The sequence below is a fragment of the Sphingomonas sp. UYAg733 genome (assembly GCF_054057355.1).
The window spans coordinates 17,593-41,108 of the sequence record NZ_JBSRZE010000015.1 but is presented as its reverse complement, the minus strand read 5'-3'; the positions used below and the strand labels follow the sequence as shown (position 1 = coordinate 41,108).

Genomic DNA, 23,516 nt, shown 5'->3' with positions numbered 1-23,516 from the left:
AAGGTAAAAGTCACAGAATCCTGTCGATGGTCACCTAATCGTTATGGAACAGATATTCATCGACACTGCTCCCGCTTTAAGCCTACGAATGCAGGAGGTGAAGCGCTGGTTTTTTCGAGCCCGCACAATCACCAAGTTCTTTTTGGCTCGATCAGGCCGAGTGGACTCAATTCAGTGCCAGCGGCAGCGTCCTGTCGCGCGGCCGAACCTACAAGTGGTCCTTGGATTAGTCCGGGCGCGGTAGCGTTTCCTGACTAGGGTAGGAGGATTTATATCTTTTGGGGCCTGAGTTAGCCTTCCGTTCAACATCTGACTGACGCCCGTCAACCACGCTTGCGGCCGCGGCTAATTATGCAATGCGGCGCGTATCGACGAGCCGCGTGTTTTCATCTGCGCTGTCGGCTAGCACTGACTTTGAAAATCCGCTGACATTGGCTTCGACAACTGACAAAGCTAGCGGCGTGCCCGCGACGAAGCGGAAGCAGGTGTGATCGGACAACAATATCCGTTCTGGTGCAATCTCTCCAAGCATTGAGCTATTATCAATCTCCGCATTTCAGTTAATGTCCGACCGCGCGGAATATATCGTGCGATTTCAGAACTGAGCGCTATCGTGCCGGTTGTCGGGGGGCAGGGTAAATGGCGGACGAGAGTGACGAACAATATTTCGCAAGGCGCGCACTTCAGGAACTCGGTATAGCGGCTGCCGCTAATGATCCGGCCGTCAAAGCTATACACCTCAACCTTGCCGCTCGATATGCGACCCTTCGGGAACAATCGGTAGCTCCTCACGGCCCTAACTATTGCAGCTCGCAATGATGAGCTTGTCCTTAGAACCCGCAAAAGCTGATCCGGCGATTGCAGCGCAGTGCAAGGGGCGGATGAAGGATCAGGGCGCGGACATGGTGGCAAAATGTGACGAAGCCACCTTCGCGACAGCCATGACGACAACGGATACCAATGAAGCGGCGCGCGCGATCAGCGCCTCGAACAACAGCGCGATCGATAGCAACACCTCGCGATGTTTCTGATCGGTTTCGGGCTTGTATTCGCGGCGTTTGGCGGCTTTATCCTCTGGAAGAAAAGCGCGGATGTGCGACGTAACGAAATGACTAAGTCTGTGCCAGATCGCTATCCAGGTAATTCAGATAGTCTTGGAATTGAACTGGTCGGAAAGTCTTTTCCTGGGCCAACGCCAAAAGCCGATAGAAATTACGAATCGGTTACTCCAGCGCAAAATGCTTCACTCACTTGGCTGGTAGACGGCTTAACACGCGTGATGAATATTAAACGGACAGAGATATTCCGTCATCCCACGGTATCGCAGAAGACTCCTTCGGAGGCATCGACGGCAAGATGGTAAGACAGCTTTTAACGACAGCCATAGGAATGGCGGTCATCGGCAGCGGGCTAATTGCGCCTGCAAATGCAACCAGAAAGGGGATGGTTGTCACCATTACCGAAAACGGTGCTCGTTCGAACAGTGTCAGCGGTAATGAGACGCCAGCGTTGTGTTCCACATTCAGTCTGACAAAGCGTGATGTTGAGCAGTTTTTCAAGCAGTCGAAACGCGTGACAGCTCGCGATTACAATCACGATCTGGAGATGTCGCGCTGCTACGCAGCAGGCCGGGTTTTGTACCCGAACGGCTCTCGCGGTCGCTGGTGGATCGACATGGAACGTCGCGGTCTACTGATCCTCAACAACGGGCAGAGGATCCATTATTATTGCCGCGCTTGCACGTCGTCCCGTTTCGACGTGCCGTATGATCCTGCGATCGACGGGTAATCGAAGGTGACGAGGTTCGACCCGGACGGCGGCCAGCAGGCATACAGATCACAGCTTAGGGTTGTTTAGCGTAGGATGATCGCCTTGCCCTCAACCAGACAGGGTCGTTCTTGGACCAGCGTTTGAAGTTGGTTATCATCGACTGAACCGCAGGACCTGGCTGATGGCCCAAGTGGTCCATCTCGATCGCCGTATCTCTGATCCATTGCTCCGCCTCGGGAATGTCAGGCAGGCCCGACGTGCGGACCAGTACGAACGGCCTGAAGTGGTCTTTGATCAGGATCATGAACTCATCGTAGATCGGCGCGTATCGATCGCCGATGCCCTCCAACATGACGGAGCGACGTTCGCGAAGGCGGGTCAAAGCCGCCTCCACGCTGGTGATCAGATAGGGATATCTGGTTTCGGCCGAATAGCCGCTATCCTCCACAAAGCTTTCACGTTCCCCTTCGGTATCGCCTGCATCGAAATCGTCAATCAGGCGGGCATGCGCAATGTCTCCTTGCGAAAACAGACACCACCACAGCAAGGGAATGCCGTTCTTCGACTCCAGCTCCAGGCCCGGCGCTTCCCAAAAGGTTTTCCACTCTCCGGATGCGCCGTCGGGCATTCCCGGTCGGTCCGATGCGTTTAGAAACGTGCAATGGGCCACTGGCCGCCTTTCTCAGGGTTCGTATTGTAATAACACGCTCGTACCTGCTCGTTTCCCATTACGGCAACCACACCACATAGGGGACCGGTGAGAGAAGGCCCAAAACGTACGCTAAGGCGGTACGATGATTGCTTTGCTCAGCGTGTGCCGAACGGTAGTTCTCGCCCTGGCAGGTAGACCGAGACGGCCCGTTGACCCACCGTCGGTCAGCAGCGTTCCAGTGGTCGAGCATTGGGTCCAGTCGAGCCGCTCCAGCAGTCCTGCTGGGTCACTCCCTTCGCCTTAGCGAAGCGTTGCGCCGCGATGCGCGGCTGACCTTGAAGGATTGCGGCATGGACAACCCGGCCGACGCGAGCATAGCCGCCAGCCCGACCGGGCAAGCAGCTTCGTTACCATCGCGCCGTCTCCGCCTCGTGGGGATCTTTGTATGATGCCTGACCGCCGCCATGCTGTCACTGCTCGGCGATCAGGTTGACTGCCGTAACGACGACTTCGCTGACTATGCCTCGCGCACGACAACGCTGCGCGAGGCACAGTGGTGAGATCGAAGCATATGCATCGGAAATAACGACACGGAACGCCGTCACGCCATTTCGATGACACCTTGGCCTTCAACATCGACAAAATTCAGCGTCGCCACAAACCTTGGGTGTCAGAAATCCAGCGCGGATTAGACAGATGCGACCGAGCCGGGAATGATGTTTTAAGGCACCCGCGCCACGCAAGATCGAACCCGTGGACGCCAGCTATGACGTACTCCAACGTGTCTGGACGTTTGTGGGGCTGACTGTGGGGCTGAAATCGGTAATAATTTATTTTCTATTGTATTTCAATGCGTTAATAAATAATTTCGCTTGCCTCCGTCTCCGCCAAGTGCTAGGTTACGATTTAAATCAATAACTTAATGGATATGGTGTCGAACCGTCTCTCGATATCGTCGGAATGCGTTGGTCGCTCCGATGCGGAAGAGGCTGCTAATCTGCTTTCGGTGTGGGATGTTCGACGTCGGGCGAGGTCATGGCGAAGCGCTTGGACAGGCCGTGATAGAGACGTTCCTTGCACACAAGTTGCGCCGCGAAGTCCGCCACAAGCGCGGATGCCAGTAGGGGCATCATGAGACCGCGGCTGGCGGTAGTCTCAGAAATGATGATGACCGCTGTCAGCGGCGCCCGCACCACTCCGGTGAAATAGGCGACCATGCCGAGCAGCACGACGGCGCCGGGCGGATAGGCTGGGAAGATACTGCGGAGCATGTCGCCGATCCCGGCTCCAACCGAGAGCGATGGCGCGAAAATGCCGCCGGGCAAACCCGACACCGCGGTCGCCAGCGTCGACAGGAACTTTGCTGCGCCGAACCACATCGGGACGTCCGAGCCGGCGATGATCGCGTTCGCGGTACGGTAGCCCGTCCCCCATGTGAGACCGGTGGCGACGCCGACGCAGGCGACGATCGCGCCGCAAATCCCGGCGAACGCATAGGGTCGCGCGCGCAGCCATGCCACGGGCGCATAGGCGGTCGATCCAAAGCCAAGCATCGCGCGTGAAAAAAGCCCGCCCGCGGCACCGCCAAGCATGCCGGCCACGGGCGCCGCGACCAATGCCTGCTGGACGCCCAAGGTCTGCCGCATCGCCCCGAAGTAGATATAGTCGCCTGCCAGCCCGAGGCTGACCATGCCCGCAATCAGAACAGCCGCCATGACCAGGAGCGTCATGCGCTGCTCATAAGCAGCCGCCAGTTCCTCGATCGCGAAGGCCACTCCGGCGAGCGGGGTATTGAAGGCGGCGGCCACGCCTGCCGCTCCTCCCGCGATAAAAACCGATGCGCGCAACGGGATCGCCAGCAATCGGTGCGCGTAGCCCATGATTGACGCGGCAACCTGGACGGTCGGGCCTTCACGCCCGACCGATGCGCCGACAAACAGGGCCACCACAGTCAGGAACAGTTTCACGATCACCGTCCGTGCGGATACGAGCGCGGTCATGCCGCGCTCTGGATCGCGGGAGGCCGCGATGACCTGTGGAATACCTGAGCCGCTGGCGGCCGGCGCGAAAACCCTCGTTAGCCAGACGATGCCGACGAACCCGGTCGGCGTCGCGACTAACGGCGCCCACCACCAGCGGCCCTGAACGCGCAGAAACACCTCGCCTGCCCAGTCTGCCATCCGCGCGAAGAAGAGCGCGACGAGCCCAATCAGGATCGCCCCACCTAATATGGCGATACGCCGCCTCCAGATTTCAGCCTCTGGTCCGTGTTGACGCAGCAGCTCGCGGACGCGGCGGAGGTTGAGATTACGCAGGCGCATGCTCAGCCTTCCGCTGGCGCGCCGACGAACACCGCGACCAGGCAGATTATCCCAACCACAAGGAAACCGGCCGTCCGCGCCGCAGTGCTGACCCCGGTGCGGCGAGCTACGGTCAGCGCCAGCGCGCATTGCAGCGCATAGAAAAGCGCAAAGGCACGCGAGGAAATCGCAACCACCTGAAATGGGTCGGTCAGCCAGACAACGCCGACCGCCAATGCACCGGCCAGCGCAAAGGCCGCTTGAACGCTGAGCTTGCGCCGAGTGACTTCGCTCATCAGGCCACCGGACCCGATCGAATCTGCGACCGCCGCGCTCAATTGGCTCGACAATGCTCCTACGAGCACGAAGATGCCCAGCGCCGGCGCTACCAGCGTCATGATGTCGAGAATTCCCGCCACACCCTCTGACTCGGCCGCTCTTTCAAGGAACGGTGTGAGGAGCGCGAGAAAGGCGAGATAGATCACGGCGGCGATCCACTGGGCATGACGCATCGTGCGGATACGCAGCTCTTGCGAATACGCATGGCCGAGATAACGCGACGTCTCGAATCCCTGTACGGTGATGACAAGCCCGAGCAGCAACGGGATACTGCCCCAGGAAACTTTTGCCGGCGGCAGGGGATCGGCGGCGTTGTTGGTGAGCCACCAGCAGGCGAGCCCTGCGAGCAGGCCGGCAATGATCCCGATCTTCAGCGACACCGTGCCGTGGGCGAGGTGCTCGACGCGGCGCAGACCATTACCGAATGCGAGCGCGATGATGGCAAGCACGATCACCGTGACAATGCCGTTCGAGGCGAGCACGTGCCAGTTGTCGGCAATACCGATCGGCTTGAGCAGGAACTCGGCGAGGAGCTTCAGATAATAAGCAACCGAGATCGCATAGGCGAGTGCGAGCACGCCTTGGGTCACCCGTGCCAGCCAGCTGACAGGATCGTTGAAGCCGGCCTTTGCGAGATAGTTTTCGACATGGATGATGTTGAAGCGGATCACCGCGCCAGCCGCATAGGCGATGAGCAGCAACGCTGCCTCGGCAATGATTGCCGCGCGTCCGAACTCGCGTGCGAGGATCGGACCGCAAATCAGGAAGCCGCTGCCAATGATCGAGGCAAGTGGCGTCACCGTTGCCCGCCAGCTTTCGGATCGCGCAAAGCGCCCGAAAGTTAGAAACAGAGTGACGAGGATTGCACAGACAAGCGCAACGACTGTTATCAGCATGGGCTCACTTCCGGTTCGGGTGCGACAAACGGTTCGCGAAGCGGAGCACGGAAGCCGACGTCTTCACACTAACGCCGTAAGCGCCTGATAGGAACCGCGCCGATGCATTTAGCGATACAGCCAGCCTAGAGTCACGGCTGACGTCGCGATCACGATAACCACGAGGATGGCACCCATGCGCGCGTAATCGGTGAACTTGTAGCCGCCAGGTCCCATCACCAGAAGATTGTTCTGGTGACCGATCGGGGTGAGGAAATCCGAAGAGGCGCCGATCAAAACAGCAAGCAATGCGGCATCGGGGCTGACATGGAGCAGGCCAGCAACGTCGATCGCGAGCGGCCCCATGATGACAGCGGTCGCGATATTGTTGAGAAAGATCGAAAGCAGCATGGTCACTGCGCACAGCGCCGCGAGGACGACCATCAACGGTTGCCCCGCCAATCCCTCGCCGAGCCAATGGGCAGCGATGTCGGCCGCGCCGCTGTCGTTGAAGCTTTGGCCCACGGGTATCATAGCAGCCAGCAGGATGACGACAGTCCAGTCGATCGAGCGGTAGACCTCCTCTGCCGGCAGGAGTCGTCCGGCCGCCAGCAGAGCCGCTGCGCCAACGAATGCGATAGCCGGTGAGAGCCCGCCAATGACGATACTCGCAATGGCGCACCCGAAAATCGCAAGGATGATCGCCGCGTTGCGGGCCGCGACCGGCACCGGATCGAGCCGATCGATCTCCAGCAATCGCGCGCTCCCGATAAATCGCGCCAGATCGCCCTGTGCGCCGCGTAGATAAAGTTGATCGCCCGCGCGAATGCGCATGCGGACCAGCGGCTGTTTTTCGCGGGCGACCCTCGGCCCGACAGCTACGACCTCCAGTCGATCTTCGCTTTGGGTTCGAACTTCGTCGTAGCCAAGGCCGATCAACAACGATCCATGCGCTACCACGACCCGTGCCGTGACGGCATCCGGCGAGCCATCGAGGCGCGCTGCGGTTTCGAGACCAACGGCCTTGGCGACAGTCCATTGGTTGGCGCGCGACAGGACAAGTAACCGGTCACCTGCTGCAAACAGCTTGGGAGCGGAAGGTGCGTGCTCGCCGCCACGAAAATGCGCGAGCGTCCTTGCCTTAGCCGCGAGCAGTCCAAGACGAAGCCCTTCGTTCGAAGGTATCGCAGACGGCATTGTCAGTTCGAACACGCGCCATGGTGGACGCTTGCGCTGTTCTGCGTTCTCGCGGATCGGAAGCAGGCGCCAGCCAGCCCAAACCAGATAGATGAGGCCCAGCACCGACACTGCAACGCCGACCGGCGTCATGGTGAAGAAACCAAATGGGGCCCCAAGCTCTGTTTCGCGTACCGACGACAAGATCAGATTGGCGGGCGTGCCGATTAGCGTCGTCATCCCACCAAGAATGGTTGCGAAAGCGAGCGGCATCAGCGTCACCGTCGGCGGCAACTTCGCGTCACGCGCGATCTCAGTCGCGATCGGCATAGTGATGACCAGCGCGGCGATGTTGTTCATGAAGGCGGACAGCAGCATCGCAACCGCCAGCAGCGCGGCCAACCGAAACAGGAATCCGGCCCGTTGCGGGATAACGATCTTGGCCACTACCGAGGCAATGCCGGACAGTTCGACCGCGCGCCCGACGACGAGGATGGCGGCGACTGCCAGCACGGCGGGATCGGCAAAGCCGGCAAACGCCTTGGCAGGTGTCACCAGACCAGCGAGCAGGCAAGCGAACAGCGCAATGATTGCGACAAGGTCGTGCCGCACTTTCTCGCTGACAAACAGGATGAGTGCGCCGCCAAGGATCAGTGCACTGAGCGCCGCGCTGCTCATTGAGTCTGCGCCCGTGCGCTGACCCGCTTGAGCACACGTTCGATACTTCCGCCCTGGACGATCACCGAGAACAGCACGACCATGTAGGTCGCGGCGAGCAGGCTCGGCCGAGCAGCCTCGCTGGCCAACCCCAGCGCCAGCGCGATCGAGATGCCGCCGCGCAGCCCGCCCCATATTAGCGTCACCGGCGCCAGCGGCCCCAGGTTCAGGAAGGGACGCATCGCTGTAAGCGGCAGCATTACCGAAATCACCCGCGCCAGCAGCGCGAGCGGAATCGCGAGCGCGCCGAGAACGAGCAGTCGTGGGTCGGCCGGAATTGTGACGACCTCAAGGCCGATCAGCAGGAACAATACCGCGTTCAGAATATCGTCGATCAGCGCCCAGAATTTCAGCACATAGTCGCGCGTGACGTCGCTCATCGCATAAGCGACTCCGGCATTGCCGATCAGTAACCCAGCTACCGCCATCGCCACCGGGCCGCTGACATGCAGCCAGCTCGCAACCGCATAGCCCCCCATGACGACCGCCAGGCTGATCATCACCTCGACCTTATAATCGTCGATCGACCGCATCGCGCGGAAAGCGATCCAGCCGATGACCAGGCCGAGCAGGATGCCACCGCCTGCTTCCCGCAGGAAGAGATGCCCGGCATGGGCGAGCGAAAATGGTTGGCCCGACGTCGCGGTTACCAGCAGGATAGCAAACACGACTACGCCAACACCATCGTTGAACAGGCTCTCGCCCGCCACCGTCGCCTCCAGAGTCGGCGACACCTTCACGCGCGTCAGCACCCCCATCACGGAGACCGGGTCGGTCGGGCTGATCAGCGCGCCGAAAACAAGGCACCAGATCGCGGGAATATCCAGGCCCAGCAGCGAGCTGAGTAGGTAGAAGCCCCCCCCGACCAGTGCGGTGGAGATCAGAACGCCGATCGTGCTCAACACCAGGATGGGCCATCGCCCCCGCCGCATCTCCGTCCAATCGACATGGAGTGCGCCAGCGAACAACAGGAAGGACAGCATTCCATCCATCAGCGTCGTGTGGAAATCGATACCGGCAATAAAGCGCCTGACATCCGCGCCAAACGAGCTGCCGGGCAAGGCGCTGTCCAGCCCAACGACAATCAACGAGGCAACCGCGCCCATAACGGTGAGGCCGACCGACGGCGGCAGCTTGAGGAAGCGGTGGTTCACATAGCCGAGCAATGCCGCGAGTACGATCAGGATCGCGGCAGCGTCGAAAGGCGACAATGCGATGCCGACGATCATGGAGCAACACCTTGTTGAGCGCCTGCCAGGCGGAAGGACTGACCTTCGACTGGTGCTGCAATGGTCTCGATCCCTTGATTGCGCAGTACAGCTGCGATCGCCATTCCGCGACGTTGCGCAAGGGTCGGTTTCTCAGGTGTCGTTTGCGACAGGCCGGGTACACGCAGGGCCAGAATATTCCACCGATGCGCCGCCCAGGCGGAGGTCAGGACCGCCTCGCGCGCGGTCGAATCGAGGGTGTCGGCATCGTCGGCAAAGCTGATCAGCGGCAAGGGGGCCTGCGGCGGCGTGATGGCTATGTCCCATCCCTCGACCTGCGCGCCAGATCGCTGCTCCAGCGCACGGTACGTCGCGACAGTGGCGCCGGCCAGCGGTGCGGCGATTGCGCTTGCCCGGCGATGGTCCCGGTCAATCGTCACCGCCTCGGGCGCGATGCCGGCGGCAAGGCCTAGCATGCGCGTCATCGCTGAAATCTGCGCAGTCTCGGCGGCTGCGGCTTCGCCAGCTTGGCGGAGTTCCTCGCGCTGGGCGTCGATCGCGCCGGCGCCGGCCTCCAGCAATATCTGATCGAGACGCAGACGAATGGGTTGGCCAAGGTGCTTTTCTAGATTTTGCTGGAGCGCCGCCGAGCGCTGCATGTTGGCGCGCGGTGTGATCACGACCGAGCGAACGGTGATCGGGCTGGCATCGAAATCAACCTCAAGCTGCGTAACGCGCGCATCCGCACCGAAACGGTCGGACAGATAAGATCTCACTTGGGTGACCGTGACGGCTTCGGTCGCGATCTGCTTCAAAGAGAAACCCAGCGGGATCGCCATCCCGATGAAGACCAGCGACAGGACTACGGTCTGCGTCCAGCTCTGCTGGCTGGAGAGATAGTGACCGAACCCGTAATAACGGGCCATGACTGTCGCAGAAAGAGCGATCGTGACGAAATTAGTGACGAACAGCGCGAACGCGCCGCCCAGAACTGGAAGGTTCCAGGTTGCAAGGCCAAAGCCAACAACCGCTAAGGGCGGCATAAGGGCGGTCGCGATGGCGACGCCCACGATGGTCTCGCCACGCCCACGGATGATGGCGAAGGTGCCTGCCAGCGCCGCGAAAAGAGCCACCGCGAGATCGAACAGGTTCGGCCGCGTGCGCGCGATAATCTCGCTGGTCGGCGCCTGCAATGGCGACAGCATCACGATGAGCGCGGTGAACGCAATCGCGGCAACCGCACCAACCGCGAGAGCGATGACAGCGCGGCGCATTTCGCTGAAATCGAACAGGGCCAAGCTGAACCCAAGGCCGAGGATCGGGTTCATGAGAGGCGAGATCAGCATGGCGCCGATAACGACTGCAGGTGACGAGAGCAGCAGGCCAAGCACCGCTATGCCGGCAGACATCATCGTCATGAAGGCGTAGCGCGGCGACCAGCCACTTTCGTCGACAATGCGCTCCATCACCTGGGCATGATCGACGCTCCCGACGACATTGCGCCGCCACCAACGATAGACAGGGACATGATCGAGGCGTTCCTGTGCGGAATCCCAGAGGCCGCTTGGTGTGTCTTCAACTGCCATACGGCCTCCCGGACTGCGTAGCAGTCGCAACAATCATGCTAGCCTGCTCAGTACAACTGGACGGGATCGGTTCACTAATAGTGCCGCGTCGCCAACCGACCAAGCCAAACCGATCCGTACGGACAGCTCGTTCAAAAAATGATGTACCGATCGGCAAATTCGCCTCGAGGAGGCGAGATGGACGAGGACAACCTGCCGCCCGACAGCAAGCTCCCCCGCTCCAAGCAGCGCTGTGCGAGCGAAAGCAAGTTCATCACCGAAAAGATCGCCCGTTTCTGAGATGAACGCCTGTGCCGGGCATTGATCGACGATCCGGCTGATCAGCGCAATATCGACGATTGGGCGAACGTCGCCGGTATGGGCCGGCGAACCTTTACGCGGCTGTTCAAGGGCGAGACTGGGGCCGGCTTCGCGGCATGGCGGCAACAGGTTCGATTGATGGCGGCACTGTCGCGACTGGCGTTAGGACAGCCGATCACGACCGTTGCGTTCGATGTCGGTTATGAAAGCGCGAGCGCGTTCACCGCCATGTTTCACCGCGCCTTCGGGCAGCCGCCCAGCGCTTACGTGACCAAGCCCGGTCGGAGCGGGCGCGACGGCAGCAGCATCGCGGCCTGATCGCACAAGCCTTGTACCCGAAGTCGATACCGGGACGCGGCTCATTCGCCTATCACCGTCGCGCATGACGGTCGCGCCGAATCCCACACCGAAGCCGCGCCGCGCGGTCGCCCGCGCGGCATGAGCTCATCAGCGCCTCGGCGCCTGTGGTGCCCGAGATATCCCTGTTGATGGGCCAGTCGAATATGTCGGGGTGCGGCGTATTGGTGCGATTGCCGCAAACGTGGCGGTCGCCCGACGCCGAGATCACGCTGCTTGGCAACGACGGACGGTGGCGACTGGGCGACCGGGCCGCTAGACTAATTTAACTTCCGTTCGACCGCCTCCGCAGCAGAAGATAGGCGGCGGGTACGACGAGCATGGAGAGCAACGGAGCGGTCAGCATGCCGCCGATCATCGGGGCGGCGATCCGGCTCATCACTTCGGCACCGACCCCGTGCCCGATCAGGATCGGAAACAGGCCGGCCAGGATGACCGCGACCGTCATCGCCTTGGGGCGCACGCGCAGCAGCGCACCCTCGCGGATCGCTTCCTCCGTTTGCGCGGGGGAAGGCGCCGCACCCCGCGCGGCGAGCGCCTGTTTCAGGTAGATCAGCATCACCACCCCGAATTCGGCGGAGACGCCGGCCAGCGCGATAAACCCGACCCCGGTTGCCACCGACTGGTTGTACCCAAGCAGATAGAGCGCCCAGATCCCGCCCGTAAGGGCGAACGGCAGCGTGCCCATGATCAGCGCCGCCTCGTCGAGCCGCCGGAACGTGGCGTAGAGAAGCAGGAAGATGATCAGCAGCGTCGCCGGGACGACCAGTTTCAGCCGTTCGGCCGCGCGCTCCAGATATTCGAACTGGCCGGTATAGGCGATGCTCACTCCGGGCGAAAGTTGTACGCCCTGCGCGACCGCCTTCTGGATGTCGCCGACGACAGAGGACAGTGCCCGGCCGCGAGTATCGACATAGACCCAAGTGGTCGGCCGCCCATTCTCGCTGCGAAGCATTGGCGGACCCTCGGTCACCCGGACATCGGCGACAGTGCCGAGCGTGATCTGCTGAAGCGATGGGGTCAGCACCGGCAGGTTGCGCAAGCCAGCGACGCTATCGCGTAGTTCGCGGGGATAGCGCACGCTGATCGGATAACGGGCGAGGCCCTCGACCGTCTGGCCGACCGTCTCTCCGCCGATCGCCCCTGACACCACGTTCTGCACATCGGCGATGTTGAGACCGTAGCGGGCGGCCGCTGCGCGATCGATGGTCACATCGATATAGCGCCCGCCGGTCAGTCGCTCGGCAAAGGCCGAACTGACCCCCGGCACGACCTTCGCCACACGCTCGACATCGCGCGCCACGCGATCGAGCTCGACAAGGTCCGAGCCCGAAACCTTTACTCCGATTGGGCTCTTGATACCGGTCGCGAGCATGTCGATCCGGTTGCGGATCGGCGGCACCCAGACATTGGCGAGGCCCGGCAGCTTCACTGTCCGGTCGAGCTCCTCCACCAGCTTCGCCGGCGTCATGCCCGGACGCCACTGGTCACGCGGCTTGAAGCGGATTGTGGTCTCGAACATCTCGAGAGGTGCGGGATCGGTCGCGGTCTCGGCGCGGCCGGCCTTGCCGAACACCGTGTCGACCTCGGGCACGGTCTTGATCAACCGGTCGGTCTGCTGAAGCAGCCGCGACGCCTGCGCGGTCGAAATGCCGGGCAACGCCGAGGGCATATAGAGCAGGTCGCCCTCGTCCATCGCCGGCATGAACTCGCCGCCGAGCTGGCTGAGCGGCCAGGCCGTGGTCGCGAAGATCAGAGCTGCGATCACCAGGGTCGCTTTCGGCCTCCGCATCACCCAGTTGAGCGCCGGCCGATATAGCGCGGTCAGCCAGCGGTTTATCGGGTTCGCGCTCTCGGCCGGGATGCGGCCCCGGATCAGCCAGCCCATCAGCACCGGGACCAAGGTCACCGACAGGAGCGCCGCCCCCGCCATCGCATAGGTCTTGGTGAAGGCCAGCGGCGCGAACAAGCGGCCCTCTTGTCCTTGCAGACTGAACACCGGGATGAACGAAAAGGTGATGATGAGCAGGCTGAGGAACAGCGCCGGGCCGACCTCGCTCGCCGCTGTCGTGATCACGCGCCAGCGTTCCTCGCCGGCGAGCGTCTCGCCCGGATGATCGTGCGCCCAGCGTTCGAGATGCTTGTGGGCGTTCTCGATCATCACGACCGCCGCATCGACCATCGCGCCAATCGCGATCGCGATGCCGCCGAGCGACATGATGTTGGCGTTGACCCCCTGAAACCGCATCACCAGGAACGCGATCAGCACGCCGATAGGGAGTGTCAGGATCGCGACCAGCGCCGAGCGCGCGTGCCAGAGGAACAAGGCGCAGACGATCGCGACAACCAGGAACTCTTCGAGCAATTTGCCCTGAAGGTTCTCGACCGCCGCATCGATCAGCGCCGACCGGTCATAGGTCGTCACGACTTCCACGCCTGGTGGCAGGCTGTGCTGCAGCTCGGCGAGCTTCGCCTTCACCGCGCCGATCGTCTCGCGAGCATTCTTGCCGGACCTGAGGATGATGACCCCGCCCGCAACCTCGCCCTGGCCATTCAGCTCGGCGACACCGCGTCGCATCTCCGGACTAACCTGAATCGTGGCGACATCGCCGAGCATGACGGGCACGCCACCAGAGACGGTCTTCAGCGGCACGCTCCGGAAATCGTCGAGTGTCTTCAGATAGCCGCTGGCGCGTACGGTGTATTCCGCCTCGCCCATCTCGACGACCGAGCCGCCCGCTTCCTGATTGGCGCGCTTGAGCGCATCGACCACGACGGATTGCGGAATGCCGTAGGAGACCAGCTTCGCCGGATCGAGCACGACCTGATATTCGCGCACCATGCCACCGATCGCGGCGACCTCGGCCACGCCCGGCACGCTCTTCAGCTCGTAGCGCAGGAACCAGTCCTGGATCGAGCGTAGCTGGGAAAGGTCGTGCCGCCCGGTCCTGTCGACCAGCGCATATTCATAGACCCAGCCGACTCCGGTCGCGTCAGGCCCCAGTGATGCGGTCGCGCCGGGCGGCAAGCGAGCCTGAATCTGCGAAAGATATTCGAGGACGCGGGAGCGGGCCCAGTAGAGATCCGTGCCGTCCTCGAACAGCACATAGACATAGCTGTCGCCCGTGAACGAATAACCCCGCACCACCCGTGCGCCCGGCACCGACAGCATGGTCGTCGCCAGCGGATAGGTGATCTGATTCTCGACCAGCTGGGGCGCCTGGCCCGGATAGCTGGTGCGGATGATGACCTGGACATCGGACAGGTCGGGCAAGGCGTCGATCGGGGTCGACCGCACCGCAAGCACGCCCGCGACGACCAGCACCAGCGACGCGATCAGGACGAGCACGCGCGCCCGAACGGACATTCTAATGACCGCGGCGATCATCGCCGCTGGTCCTTGGGCGTCATCGGGGGCCCCTCAAGGGGCTTCGCATCGATGCCGCCGAGGCTCGCCTCGGAATCGAGCAGAAACTGGCCCGAAGCGACCACCTTCTGGCCCTCGGTAAGCCCGGCCAGGATTTCGGTCCTCCCTCCTCCTTCCCGGCCAAGCCTGACCTCGACCGGCCTGTAGCGGCCACCCGGGCCGGCGACCATCACAAGGTCACGCTTGCCGGTGCGGATCACCGCCTCGCTCGGCACTAACAACCCCGAACCGCCTTCGCCGCCGAGATGGACCGTCGCGAACATGCCCGGCCTCAGCCGGCCGCCGCGATTGGGAAGTTCGATCCGCACCGTCAGCGTGCGGCTCTCGGCCTGTGCGGTCGGCAGGATCGCGACCACGCGGCCGGTGACAGTCTCGCCGGGCAGTGCGGTCAGCTCCGCGCGGACCGGCCGGCCGACCCGAACCAAAGCGGCCTGCGCTTCGGGCACGGCGGCGTTGAGCCACACGGTACCAAGCCCCGATACCTGCGCCAGCGTCTGACCGGCCGAGAGCGTCATGCCGGCGCGCACGTCGAGCGTCTGAATCACGCCGCCGATCGGGCTTCGGATCGTCGTCATGCCCCCACCGCCGGTGCCGCGCGCGCCGAGCAGCCGGAGCCGCTCGCGCGAGGCGGCGATCAACGCCGCGTCGCCGGTGCGGCCTACGGCCCGCAACTCGGCCTGCGCGCCTCCCCATTCGGGCACGAGGACATCGGCCAGCGGCGCGCCGGCACCGATCACATCCCCCGGCGCGCGCGCATAGACGCGCTGGACGAACCCGGCGGCACGCGCCTGTATCACCGCCACGTCGCGCTGGTTGAAATCGATCGCGCCGGTGACCGTCAGGTCCGACGCGAGCGAACCGAGCTCGACGGTCACCCGCCGGACGCCGAGCGACTGGACCGCTGCCGGATCGACCCGAACGCCAGTGTCGGCCGGAGCCGTACCCGCTTGCGCGTCGGAATATTTGGGAATGGTCGCCATCCCCATCGACGACAGGCCGGGGCCGTCATGATGCTCGGCGGGGATCATCGGATCATACCAATAGAGGATCTTGCGCTCGCCGGGCGCGGCGCCACCTTGCGTCACCACCGGTGCCGACGGAGCCGTCAGCCGCGCGGCGCCGAAGCCGATCGCGCCGCCCGCCAGGATCGCGACAAGGGCAACGCGCGGCACGACGCTGCGGCGAATGAGATCGCGCGAGGTCATCAGGATATGCTCCGATAGGTAAGGGTAAGGCGCGCACCGTCGATCGCGACCAGGGCTTCCCGGTCGAGTGTCTCGAGGGCCGCCTCGACCAGCGCAAGATGCGCGTCGACGACATCGACCAGACTCGCCCGGCCCGCACCGTAGCTGGCGGTTTCGAGATCGACGCGCTGGCGTGCCAGCGGCTCAATCGTATCGCGCGAGCGCATCCACTGTGCGTGGTGCATCGCATGGTCGGCGAGACCGCCATCGAGCGATGCTGTCAGCACCCGCGCGGCATCCTCGCGCTCGGCCCCGGCCCGCGCCGCCTCGGCCTGCCGCGCGGCGATTATCGGCTCCTGCCGGTGGCGCTTGAACAGCGGCAGGCCGATGGCCACGCCGGCCGACACATAGTCACCGAACCGCGGGTCGCGGCGCTGATAGCCGAGATCGATCCCGAAATCGGGACGGCGCTCGGCCTGGGCGAGCCGCACATCGGCCTCGGCCTGACCGACCCGCGCCGCGATCACTGCCAGGGTGGGATTGGTATCGAGCGCGTCGTGCAGTCGCGCAGCATCGACCGGGAAATCGGGCACCGGCCCCGCGATGATCGGTGCCACGTCGCCGGTCCAGCGCACCAGGTCGGCACGCGCCCGTCCGATCGCGGAGACGAGTTCGTCACGCCGGTCGTCGAGTGCTGCGAGCGCCTGCCTGCCCGCCAGTATCAATGCCGGTCGGGCACCGCCCGAAGCGACCGCGCTCGGGGTCGTCCCGACCAGCCGATCGAGCTTTGCGCGAACCGCGTCGAGAGCGGCAAGCCGTCGCTCGGCATAAGCAAGCGTAATCCAGGCAATCGCGGTCTCGACCTCGATGGTCCGCGCCTCGGCGAGGATCGCGGCGTCCGCCGCCAGGATATCCGAATCGGCCCGCGTCTGTAGCGCATGACGCTTGGCGAGATTGGGAAACTCCTGCGACACGCCGATGCGCGCCATGGTGAAATTGTCGCGCGAGGGCTCGAACGCCAGTGGCCCCGATACGGGAAAGCTCTCGACGCCGAGCGAGAGCTTCGGATCGGGCAGTGCACCGGCAGCGCCGCGCGCCGCCCGGCTGGCATCGGCGCCGAGCTGCCGGGCATGCAGGGAGGGCGCATTGGCGCGAGCATGCGCCAGCGCCTCGTCGAAAGTGAGCGGGCCGGCAATAACCGGTGCCGCGAACGATACCGACGCGGCCAGAGCGGCGCAGAAGGTGGATAGTTTCATGCTGGGTTCCCCTGATCGCGGCCGCCTGAGCGGTCGTTTGGCTGGCGGGGCGAGCCTCGCCTGCCGGTCGTGCTTACGATCCGACGATCACGATGCGCGGGTCGGGCCGCACGTTTCGGGCCGGACGCGCATCATCGCGCAGTCGCACGATGCCATTCGATCGGCATCGGACGGGACCCATACCCGCCGGGGCGGGCTCAGCGGCCCGCGCGGGCCGGCCTGGGTCCCGGCTCGCCATTCGAAATGACCTTGTCCGGACGCGGAAGCCTGCGGCGTGGAAGCAAAAGCGGGTACGGCGACAAGAAGCGCGGCAACGCCGAGGCCCCCCGCAAAGATATGATTCGACATGATGATTTCCTTGATCTGAACTTTGGGATCGACTGCGCGCTCAAACCGGGCGGCGAGCCGACGGATTCCGGGTGTCAGATCAGGAAACTGGGGGGATCGGGCTCGGGGCCGTAGGAGCGGCCGATGAGGCGCGTGACTTCAGCCGGTGCGGGCGCGGAGCGAACGCGTTGATGCACGTCCATCGCAAGTATCGCCGGTTTGAGAGCGCTTGCCGTGAGGCAGCCCATCGCGGCAATGCACTGCGAGGTGAGCTTCTTGCACAGCGAACCGTCCGAGGACGGTGTCGTCACCATGTCCTTGCAGTCCATCCCCGCCATCGCCGCCTGCATGTGCGCCTGGCTTGCCATCACGGGTGCCATCGCCATTGCCGTCGACTGGCCGGCAAGGCCGACGATGGCAAAGATCGAGAGGACGAGGCGCAGATAGCGGGACAAGATAGCTCAACCTAGGACGACGGCGGAACAAGTCAACTCGGTGAGAGCCGGCGGAGCGGCCTGAGCGCGTTCTCTCACGCGCGGCGGTTCGCGCTTCGCGGTTACGCAACCCGTCGATCAGACCCGGGGCAGATGCCCACCGTTCAGACCCATCCAGCCCGAAATGCCCATATTAGAGTGCGATGATCACCATCAGTCCGCCCGACGCATAGGGTACCCGCCGCGCGAACGTGCTGAAACCGGACCAGCGCTTGCTGATATGCTCGACGCTGAGCGAAGCGAGCACGCCGGCGCTCACTATCGTCACCGCGAGGCCGATGCTGAAGAACAGCACGAGAATCACGCCGAGCGTGATCTGCTTTAGCTGGAGGCACAGCAGCAGGACAGTGATGGCGGCGAGACACGGGGTCAGGCCGCGGGTCGGCCCGAACAGCAGAATCTGACTGGTCGTGACGTTGCGCCCGCCGAACCGCCGCGTGATATCGTTGGCAGGGGCACGTTTGTGCGCATCCATGAAATCCCCGTCCTGCTCCACCCGCCGGGCGGCCTGCAACGCATTCGCGATCTGGCGACGGTCAGCGGAGCGCCGACGCCGATCGCTCAACCATGATGCGCAAAGACCCTGCGTCCTCCGGGGCCGAAGGCGATGACATCATAGGCCTGGGCCTTCATCCCGGCCATCTCCATGCCCGGCGATCCCATCGGCATGCCGGCGACGGCGAGGCCGGTAACGCCCTTCGGATGCTGCGCCAGCGCGCGCTTCATGTCGGCGATCGGGACATGACCCTCGAAGGCCATGCCGTCGATGATCGCGGTGTGGCACGATTCCAGGTCCAACGGCACCCCGGCACGCTTGCTGAAGTCGGAGCGCTTTGCATCATTCACGATCTGCACTTGCCGGCCGAACTGGGCACGCACCTGGGCGGCCCATTTCTCGCAGCAAACGCAGCCAGGATCACGGTGAATGACAATAGGCCCGGCGGCAACCACCGCGACCGGGACGACGAGCGCCAGCGCCGCCGCCAAGATCCGCATACTTTTCGCCATCAATTCCTCCTGTCGCTGCTGCGCCGGGATGCGGCGCAGCGGTCGAACTCTATTTGCGCGCGCTTGCGATGCTGGCGCAACCACGCTTGCATCTCTGCCACCGCCCTCGCGGAAATCGTCAATTCCGCGTCAGGATCGTCTTCATCTGATCGATCTCCTGACGCTGCGACCGGATGATTCCGTCGCACAGCGCCTTCACTTCGGGGTCGCTGAGCGAGGCCTTCCTGCACATCAGGATCGCGCCCGAATGATGCGGGATCATCGAGCGCAGGAACGCCGTATCGCCGATCGTCGTCTGGGTGCGGATTAGCGCGAAGCAGCCGAAGAATATCACGATCGATCCGGCCAGCAAGGCGGTGTTGGCGGACCTGGAAGGGAACATATGGCGCATTGCGAGGATCATCAGCACCGCCATCGGCGCGAGCATCATCAGCGTCATATAGAGCATATTCAGGTTGTTGTAGAAGCTGCCGAGCCCGTCGATCATGACGAACATGACCAGATACATGGTCGCGCCCCCGACGACGGTCTGCAGTGCAAGGCTTGCATAAGCGTTTTTTATCATCGCTCTCGTCCCTTGAAGTTGGCTGTATTCGACGATCGTGAAGTCATGGCACCCGCCCGAGGCTGCGTTGGCGTGATGGCTGCCCGGACGGCTCGGGAGCTTCACTTTATTCCCGGCATGTCCTTCATCATCTCGTCATGGTCGGCGGGCGCGGTTGCGACGGTCTGTCGATACGCATCGGGTGACAGTGTGGGCATTTTCCTGACAAAAGCGACCATATCCCAGATCAGCTGATCGGGGTGCGTTTTGCCCCAGGCTGGCATCGCACTGAGCTTGACGCCGTGCTTGATGATCCAGAACTGCTGTTGCGGACTGAGGTCATTGGTCTTCGCCAGCTCGGGCGCGGGAGGATAGAGACCCTGACTTATCTCGGTCGGCTCGATGCCCGGCCCAAGATGGCAACCAGAGCACATATTGGAATAAAGTCCGGCACCGACCGAGATCCGTGCCGCAGAAGCAAGATCGGCGGGTGGCGTGATATCGCTGGCTCGCATCGCGATGGATCGGTCACGCAGGGATTGCAGGAGCGTATAGACGCCGCGTGTGTGCGGCGCATCGGCGGCAATATTGTAGACGCCGAACCAGAGGAAGGCGCCGGCGGTGGTCACGAGCAAAGCCGCCAGTGCCGCCACAAAGGACAAGCTCGGCAGATGGTAGCGAAGTTTCTCCCGGTTCATGACCATCTCCCTTGATCTCCATTGCGCCAGCAGATCGTCTGGACCAGCGTTCTGGTCGTGCCCGACCGTTCAGAACCAGAAGCGCAGTCCGGCCACGAGACTGGTTGCCTCGACGTCGTGGCCATCGAATCTGGCATAGCGTGCGGTGTCTCCGACCTTGCGGTCCCAGGACAAGCCGACATAGGGGGCGAACTGACGCGTGATCTCGTAGCGCAGCCTGAGTCCGAGTTCGGCGTTCGAGAAGCCCGAGCCGGTCCGGGTCTCGCGCACGTCCTGCGCCGCGAGGTTCAGTTCGACGCGCGGCTGTAGGATGAGGCGCTGGGTAAGTCGCTGGTCGTAATAGCCTTCCAGGCGGCCGAGCAGATCGCCTTTGTCCGAGAGAAAAAGGGCACCCTCGACCTCGAACATATAGGGCGCGAGTCCCTCGAATCCGACCGTCGCATACGTACGTGTGGGCGACGGCTGGAAATCATGGCGAACGCCCGCTTGCAGATTGAAATAGGGCCCGACGGCGCGACTGTAGAGCGCCTGGATTTCGGCGCTTTCGACGCCCTCCCGGAACACGCCTTCTCCCTCGCTCTTCAGCGTCAGCCGGTTGAGGTCGCCTCCGAACCATGCCTCGCCGTCCCAGCGATAGCCGTCCTTGCCATCGCGAATCTGAACCTCGGCAAGATTGAACATCACCTGATGGAAATTCTGGCCACCCTGTTCACGCATCATGAGCGAATGCGACCATGCCATGTCATTCCCGGGAAAGAAACGGTCAGCGTAATGATCCCGGGGAGCAGCCGGAGCGGGCGCATTGCCCGCGGGCAACGCTGTACCCGTCATTTCCATGCCCGGCATCGGCATCCCTGGTGTCGCCGCTTCGGGCATCGCCATACCGGGCATTGCATCCATTGGTTGGGCTGCCCGATCATCGGCCGATGATCTGCCCGGCATCGAACTCGACGAAGCTGGCTTGTCGCCCGACATATCCATCCCCGGCATGGAACCATGGTCCATCTCTGGCATCGCACCATGGTCGGCATGGGCCGGTGCGGGGACGGCCCGTGCCGGCACCGACCTCGTCTTTGCAGCCGGCTTTCGCGCCGGTAGCTTTTTGTCGGCGGCCTTGCGTGCCGTCGGGTTCTTGGCCGCCGGTTTTTTGGCCGCCGGTTTCTTGGCAGGCGCGGACATCTTCATACCGGGCATGGAACCATGGTCCATACCCGGCATCGACTGCCCGAACGCGGCGACGGGCAGCGAGAGAACGAGTGCGGTGCCTGCAGCGAGCATTATCAAGAACCGGCTCATGCCGCTTCTCCCCGCGGCCGCACACTCACGACGCGCATCATGCCCGCGTTCATATGATAGAGCAGATGGCAGTGGAACGCCCAGTCGCCGACCGCGTCGGCAGTAAGGTCGAACGTCACCTTGCCGCCAGGCTGGACGATGACCGTATGCTTGCGCGGGGCATGATCGCCGTGCCCGGTGACCAGCTCGAAAAAATGGCCGTGAAGGTGGATCGGGTGACCCATCATTGTGTCGTTGATGAGGTTCACGCGCACCCGCTCGCCAAGCATAAACGGAAACGGCTCCATCGTGTCCGACATCTTTACGCCGTCGAACGACCACATGAATCGCTCCATATTGCCGGTGAGGTGAATATCGAGCGCTCGTTCGGGCGCGCGGACGTCGGGATTACGCTCGAGCGCCATCAGATCCTTGTAGACGAGCACGCGGTGGCCGACATCGTCCAGACCCTGGCCGGGCTCCCCGGTGCGGTCCATCGTCATCGGTGAAATCGTCTGCACGCCCGGATTCTTGTCGATGTGCGGCGCATTCGAGAAATCGCGCATTTTCATGGAGCCCATGTCCATGCCGGACATGCTTCCGCCCTGGCCGGGCGTTGCAGCCATCGACCCGTGATCCATCCCGGCCATGTCGGTGCCGGCCGGTGCCTTTCCCGCCATGCCAGAATGATCCATGCCGGCCATGCTGCCATGATCCATGCCGGGAATCGCGCTGCCTTTGGTTGCGTTCATGGCCATGTTACCGGCGGTGGCGAGCCCAGTGGAAGCGTTCTGTTCGGCGGTCGGGTCGATCGCGCGCTTTGCCATGCCGCCCGACACGTCCATACCCTCCATGCCGGGCATGTTCGCCATGTCCATGCCCATGTCCTTCATCGTCGCCACCGGCCGCTTGCGGAGCGGGGGCACTTCGGCAGTCATGCCGGCGCGTGGGCTGAGGGTCGCGCGCGCCATGCCCGACCGGTCGATCGCCTCGCCGACCAGCGTATAGGCCCGGTCGTCGGCAGGCGTCACGATCACGTCATATGTCTCGGCGACGCCGATCTGGAACTCGTCGACCGCGACCGGCGTGACATTCTGGCCATCGGCCTGGACGATCGTCAGCTTGAGGCCGGGAATGCGAACGTTGAAAGTGGTCATCGATGACGCGTTGATCACCCGCAAGCGTACTCGTTGGCCGGGGGTGAAGAGTGCGGTCCAATTGTCCGCCGGCCCGTGGCCGTTGACGAGATAAGTATAGGCCGGTCCGGTCGCGTCGGAGATATCGGTTGGGTCCATGCGCATCCGGCCCCAGTCGAGCCGATCCTTTAACGGCTGGTCGCGCCCGGCGAGTAGGCCGGCCAGAGTCTGACGCTGATAGTTGAAGTGACCCGGATCGACCTTCATCTTGCGGAAGATCGCCTCGGGTGACATCCGGCTGTGATCGGACAGCACGATTACATGGTCGCGGTCCGACTGGATCGGGTCCGCATCTGCGGGATCGATCACGATCGGCCCGTAATGGCCCAGCTGCTCCTGCAACCCCGAATGGCTGTGGTACCAGTAGGTGCCTGACTGTCTGAGCGGGAATTCATAGACGAAGGTCGAGCGCGGGCTGATACCGGGGAACGAGACCCCCGGCACACCATCGAACTGGGTCGGCACGAGCAGTCCGTGCCAGTGGATCGAGCTTTCGACGTCGAGGTCGTTGATGACGTGCAGCCGCACGTTCTGCCCCTCTTGCAGCCGGATCAACGGCCCCGGCACGGTGCCGTTGATGCCAATTGCGCGAGAGGGCCTGCCGTCGATGACCATCGACTGTCGTGCAATGGTGAGCTTGATATCTTCGCCCGACACGACCGGAAGCGGCGCCGTGAGGCCCGCCGAAACGGATTGCGCCCAAGCCGGCATCCAGGCAGCGAACGCCGCGACGCCGCCGGCAAACGAGGCGCCGCGCAGCAACTGGCGTCGGTCCATCAGCTCTTTCATTATAGCTCCGTTCAAGGATTTTTTTAGCAGTCGTTCGC

Annotated in this window: 20 protein-coding genes; 4 read left to right on the top strand and 16 right to left on the bottom strand. The window is 63.1% G+C overall.

The window, feature by feature from the left end:
* Positions 1 to 815 precede the first annotated feature (815 nt).
* Genes ACVWZA_RS18130 through ACVWZA_RS18120 form a run of 3 tightly spaced genes read left to right on the top strand, consistent with a single transcriptional unit; the run spans position 816 to position 1,788 of the window.
* Positions 816 to 1,031, top strand: a complete 216-nt coding sequence (locus ACVWZA_RS18130) for a hypothetical protein (protein ID WP_457312757.1) — start codon at positions 816 to 818, stop codon at positions 1,029 to 1,031.
* Complete coding sequence (locus ACVWZA_RS18125; RefSeq protein ID WP_457312756.1) at positions 1,022 to 1,363, top strand: peptidoglycan recognition protein family protein; 342 nt, start codon at positions 1,022 to 1,024, stop codon at positions 1,361 to 1,363. Before ACVWZA_RS18130 ends, ACVWZA_RS18125 begins: the two co-directional genes overlap by 10 nt.
* Before the next feature lie 26 nt (positions 1,364 to 1,389).
* Complete coding sequence (locus tag ACVWZA_RS18120) at positions 1,390 to 1,788, top strand: hypothetical protein (protein ID WP_457312755.1); 399 nt, start codon at positions 1,390 to 1,392, stop codon at positions 1,786 to 1,788.
* 55 nt (positions 1,789 to 1,843) lie between these two features.
* Here the strand turns inward: ACVWZA_RS18120 and ACVWZA_RS18115 are convergent, their stop codons facing one another.
* From ACVWZA_RS18115 to ACVWZA_RS18090, 6 genes are all read right to left on the bottom strand, one after another.
* Positions 1,844 to 2,398, bottom strand: coding sequence for a hypothetical protein (locus tag ACVWZA_RS18115; RefSeq protein ID WP_457312754.1), 555 nt, complete (start codon positions 2,396 to 2,398; stop codon positions 1,844 to 1,846).
* 1,016 nt (positions 2,399 to 3,414) lie between these two features.
* A complete protein-coding gene (locus ACVWZA_RS18110; protein WP_457312753.1) occupies positions 3,415 to 4,743 on the bottom strand; it encodes a chloride channel protein in 1,329 nt (442 codons plus the stop codon).
* A 2-nt stretch (positions 4,744 to 4,745) separates the two neighbouring features.
* Positions 4,746 to 5,957, bottom strand: coding sequence for a hypothetical protein (locus ACVWZA_RS18105; RefSeq protein ID WP_457312752.1), 1,212 nt, complete (start codon positions 5,955 to 5,957; stop codon positions 4,746 to 4,748).
* Positions 5,958 to 6,065: 108 nt separating this feature from the next.
* On the bottom strand, positions 6,066 to 7,790 hold the full coding sequence (locus ACVWZA_RS18100; protein WP_457312751.1) for an SLC13 family permease: 1,725 nt from the start codon (positions 7,788 to 7,790) through the stop codon (positions 6,066 to 6,068).
* Positions 7,787 to 9,058, bottom strand: coding sequence for a cation:proton antiporter (locus ACVWZA_RS18095; protein WP_457312750.1), 1,272 nt, complete (start codon positions 9,056 to 9,058; stop codon positions 7,787 to 7,789). The genes ACVWZA_RS18100 and ACVWZA_RS18095 overlap by 4 nt, the downstream gene beginning before the upstream one ends.
* On the bottom strand, positions 9,055 to 10,623 hold the full coding sequence (locus ACVWZA_RS18090; protein WP_457312749.1) for a DUF389 domain-containing protein: 1,569 nt from the start codon (positions 10,621 to 10,623) through the stop codon (positions 9,055 to 9,057). The genes ACVWZA_RS18095 and ACVWZA_RS18090 overlap by 4 nt, the downstream gene beginning before the upstream one ends.
* 300 nt (positions 10,624 to 10,923) lie before the next feature.
* On the opposite strand from ACVWZA_RS18090, the gene ACVWZA_RS18085 reads away from it, so the two are divergent.
* Positions 10,924 to 11,241 (top strand): helix-turn-helix domain-containing protein, encoded by a 318-nt coding sequence (locus ACVWZA_RS18085; RefSeq protein WP_457312748.1) that lies wholly within the window; start codon positions 10,924 to 10,926, stop codon positions 11,239 to 11,241.
* A gap of 304 nt (positions 11,242 to 11,545) precedes the next feature.
* Here ACVWZA_RS18085 and ACVWZA_RS18080 read toward each other — a convergent pair whose 3' ends face one another.
* The 10 genes from ACVWZA_RS18080 to ACVWZA_RS18035 all read right to left on the bottom strand — a co-directional run bounded on the left by ACVWZA_RS18080 (position 11,546) and on the right by ACVWZA_RS18035 (position 23,478).
* Positions 11,546 to 14,668 (bottom strand): efflux RND transporter permease subunit, encoded by a 3,123-nt coding sequence (locus tag ACVWZA_RS18080; protein ID WP_457312747.1) that lies wholly within the window; start codon positions 14,666 to 14,668, stop codon positions 11,546 to 11,548.
* Positions 14,665 to 15,912 (bottom strand): efflux RND transporter periplasmic adaptor subunit, encoded by a 1,248-nt coding sequence (locus ACVWZA_RS18075; RefSeq protein ID WP_457312746.1) that lies wholly within the window; start codon positions 15,910 to 15,912, stop codon positions 14,665 to 14,667. Before ACVWZA_RS18075 ends, ACVWZA_RS18080 begins: the two co-directional genes overlap by 4 nt.
* Positions 15,912 to 17,147 carry a TolC family protein gene (locus tag ACVWZA_RS18070; protein ID WP_457312745.1) on the bottom strand — a complete coding sequence of 412 codons (1,236 nt, stop codon included), beginning with the start codon at positions 17,145 to 17,147 and terminating at the stop codon, positions 15,912 to 15,914. The genes ACVWZA_RS18075 and ACVWZA_RS18070 overlap by 1 nt, the downstream gene beginning before the upstream one ends.
* Before the next feature lie 422 nt (positions 17,148 to 17,569).
* Complete coding sequence (locus ACVWZA_RS18065) at positions 17,570 to 17,929, bottom strand: hypothetical protein (protein ID WP_457312744.1); 360 nt, start codon at positions 17,927 to 17,929, stop codon at positions 17,570 to 17,572.
* A 172-nt stretch (positions 17,930 to 18,101) separates the two neighbouring features.
* Positions 18,102 to 18,443: a HoxN/HupN/NixA family nickel/cobalt transporter gene (locus tag ACVWZA_RS18060; RefSeq protein ID WP_457312743.1), complete on the bottom strand. Its 342-nt coding sequence runs from the start codon at positions 18,441 to 18,443 to the stop codon at positions 18,102 to 18,104.
* An 86-nt stretch (positions 18,444 to 18,529) separates the two neighbouring features.
* The gene (locus ACVWZA_RS18055; RefSeq protein ID WP_457312797.1) at positions 18,530 to 18,964 is read right to left on the bottom strand and encodes a DUF411 domain-containing protein; all 435 of its coding nucleotides are present in this window, start codon (positions 18,962 to 18,964) and stop codon (positions 18,530 to 18,532) included.
* 130 nt (positions 18,965 to 19,094) lie between these two features.
* Positions 19,095 to 19,541 (bottom strand): DUF305 domain-containing protein, encoded by a 447-nt coding sequence (locus tag ACVWZA_RS18050; protein WP_457312742.1) that lies wholly within the window; start codon positions 19,539 to 19,541, stop codon positions 19,095 to 19,097.
* A gap of 101 nt (positions 19,542 to 19,642) precedes the next feature.
* A complete protein-coding gene (locus tag ACVWZA_RS18045) occupies positions 19,643 to 20,218 on the bottom strand; it encodes a c-type cytochrome (protein WP_457312741.1) in 576 nt (191 codons plus the stop codon).
* Between the two features lie 69 nt (positions 20,219 to 20,287).
* Positions 20,288 to 21,514, bottom strand: coding sequence for a copper resistance protein B (locus ACVWZA_RS18040; RefSeq protein WP_457312740.1), 1,227 nt, complete (start codon positions 21,512 to 21,514; stop codon positions 20,288 to 20,290).
* Positions 21,511 to 23,478, bottom strand: a complete 1,968-nt coding sequence (locus ACVWZA_RS18035; protein ID WP_457312739.1) for a copper resistance system multicopper oxidase — start codon at positions 23,476 to 23,478, stop codon at positions 21,511 to 21,513. Before ACVWZA_RS18035 ends, ACVWZA_RS18040 begins: the two co-directional genes overlap by 4 nt.
* Between the last annotated feature and the right edge of the window lie 38 nt (positions 23,479 to 23,516).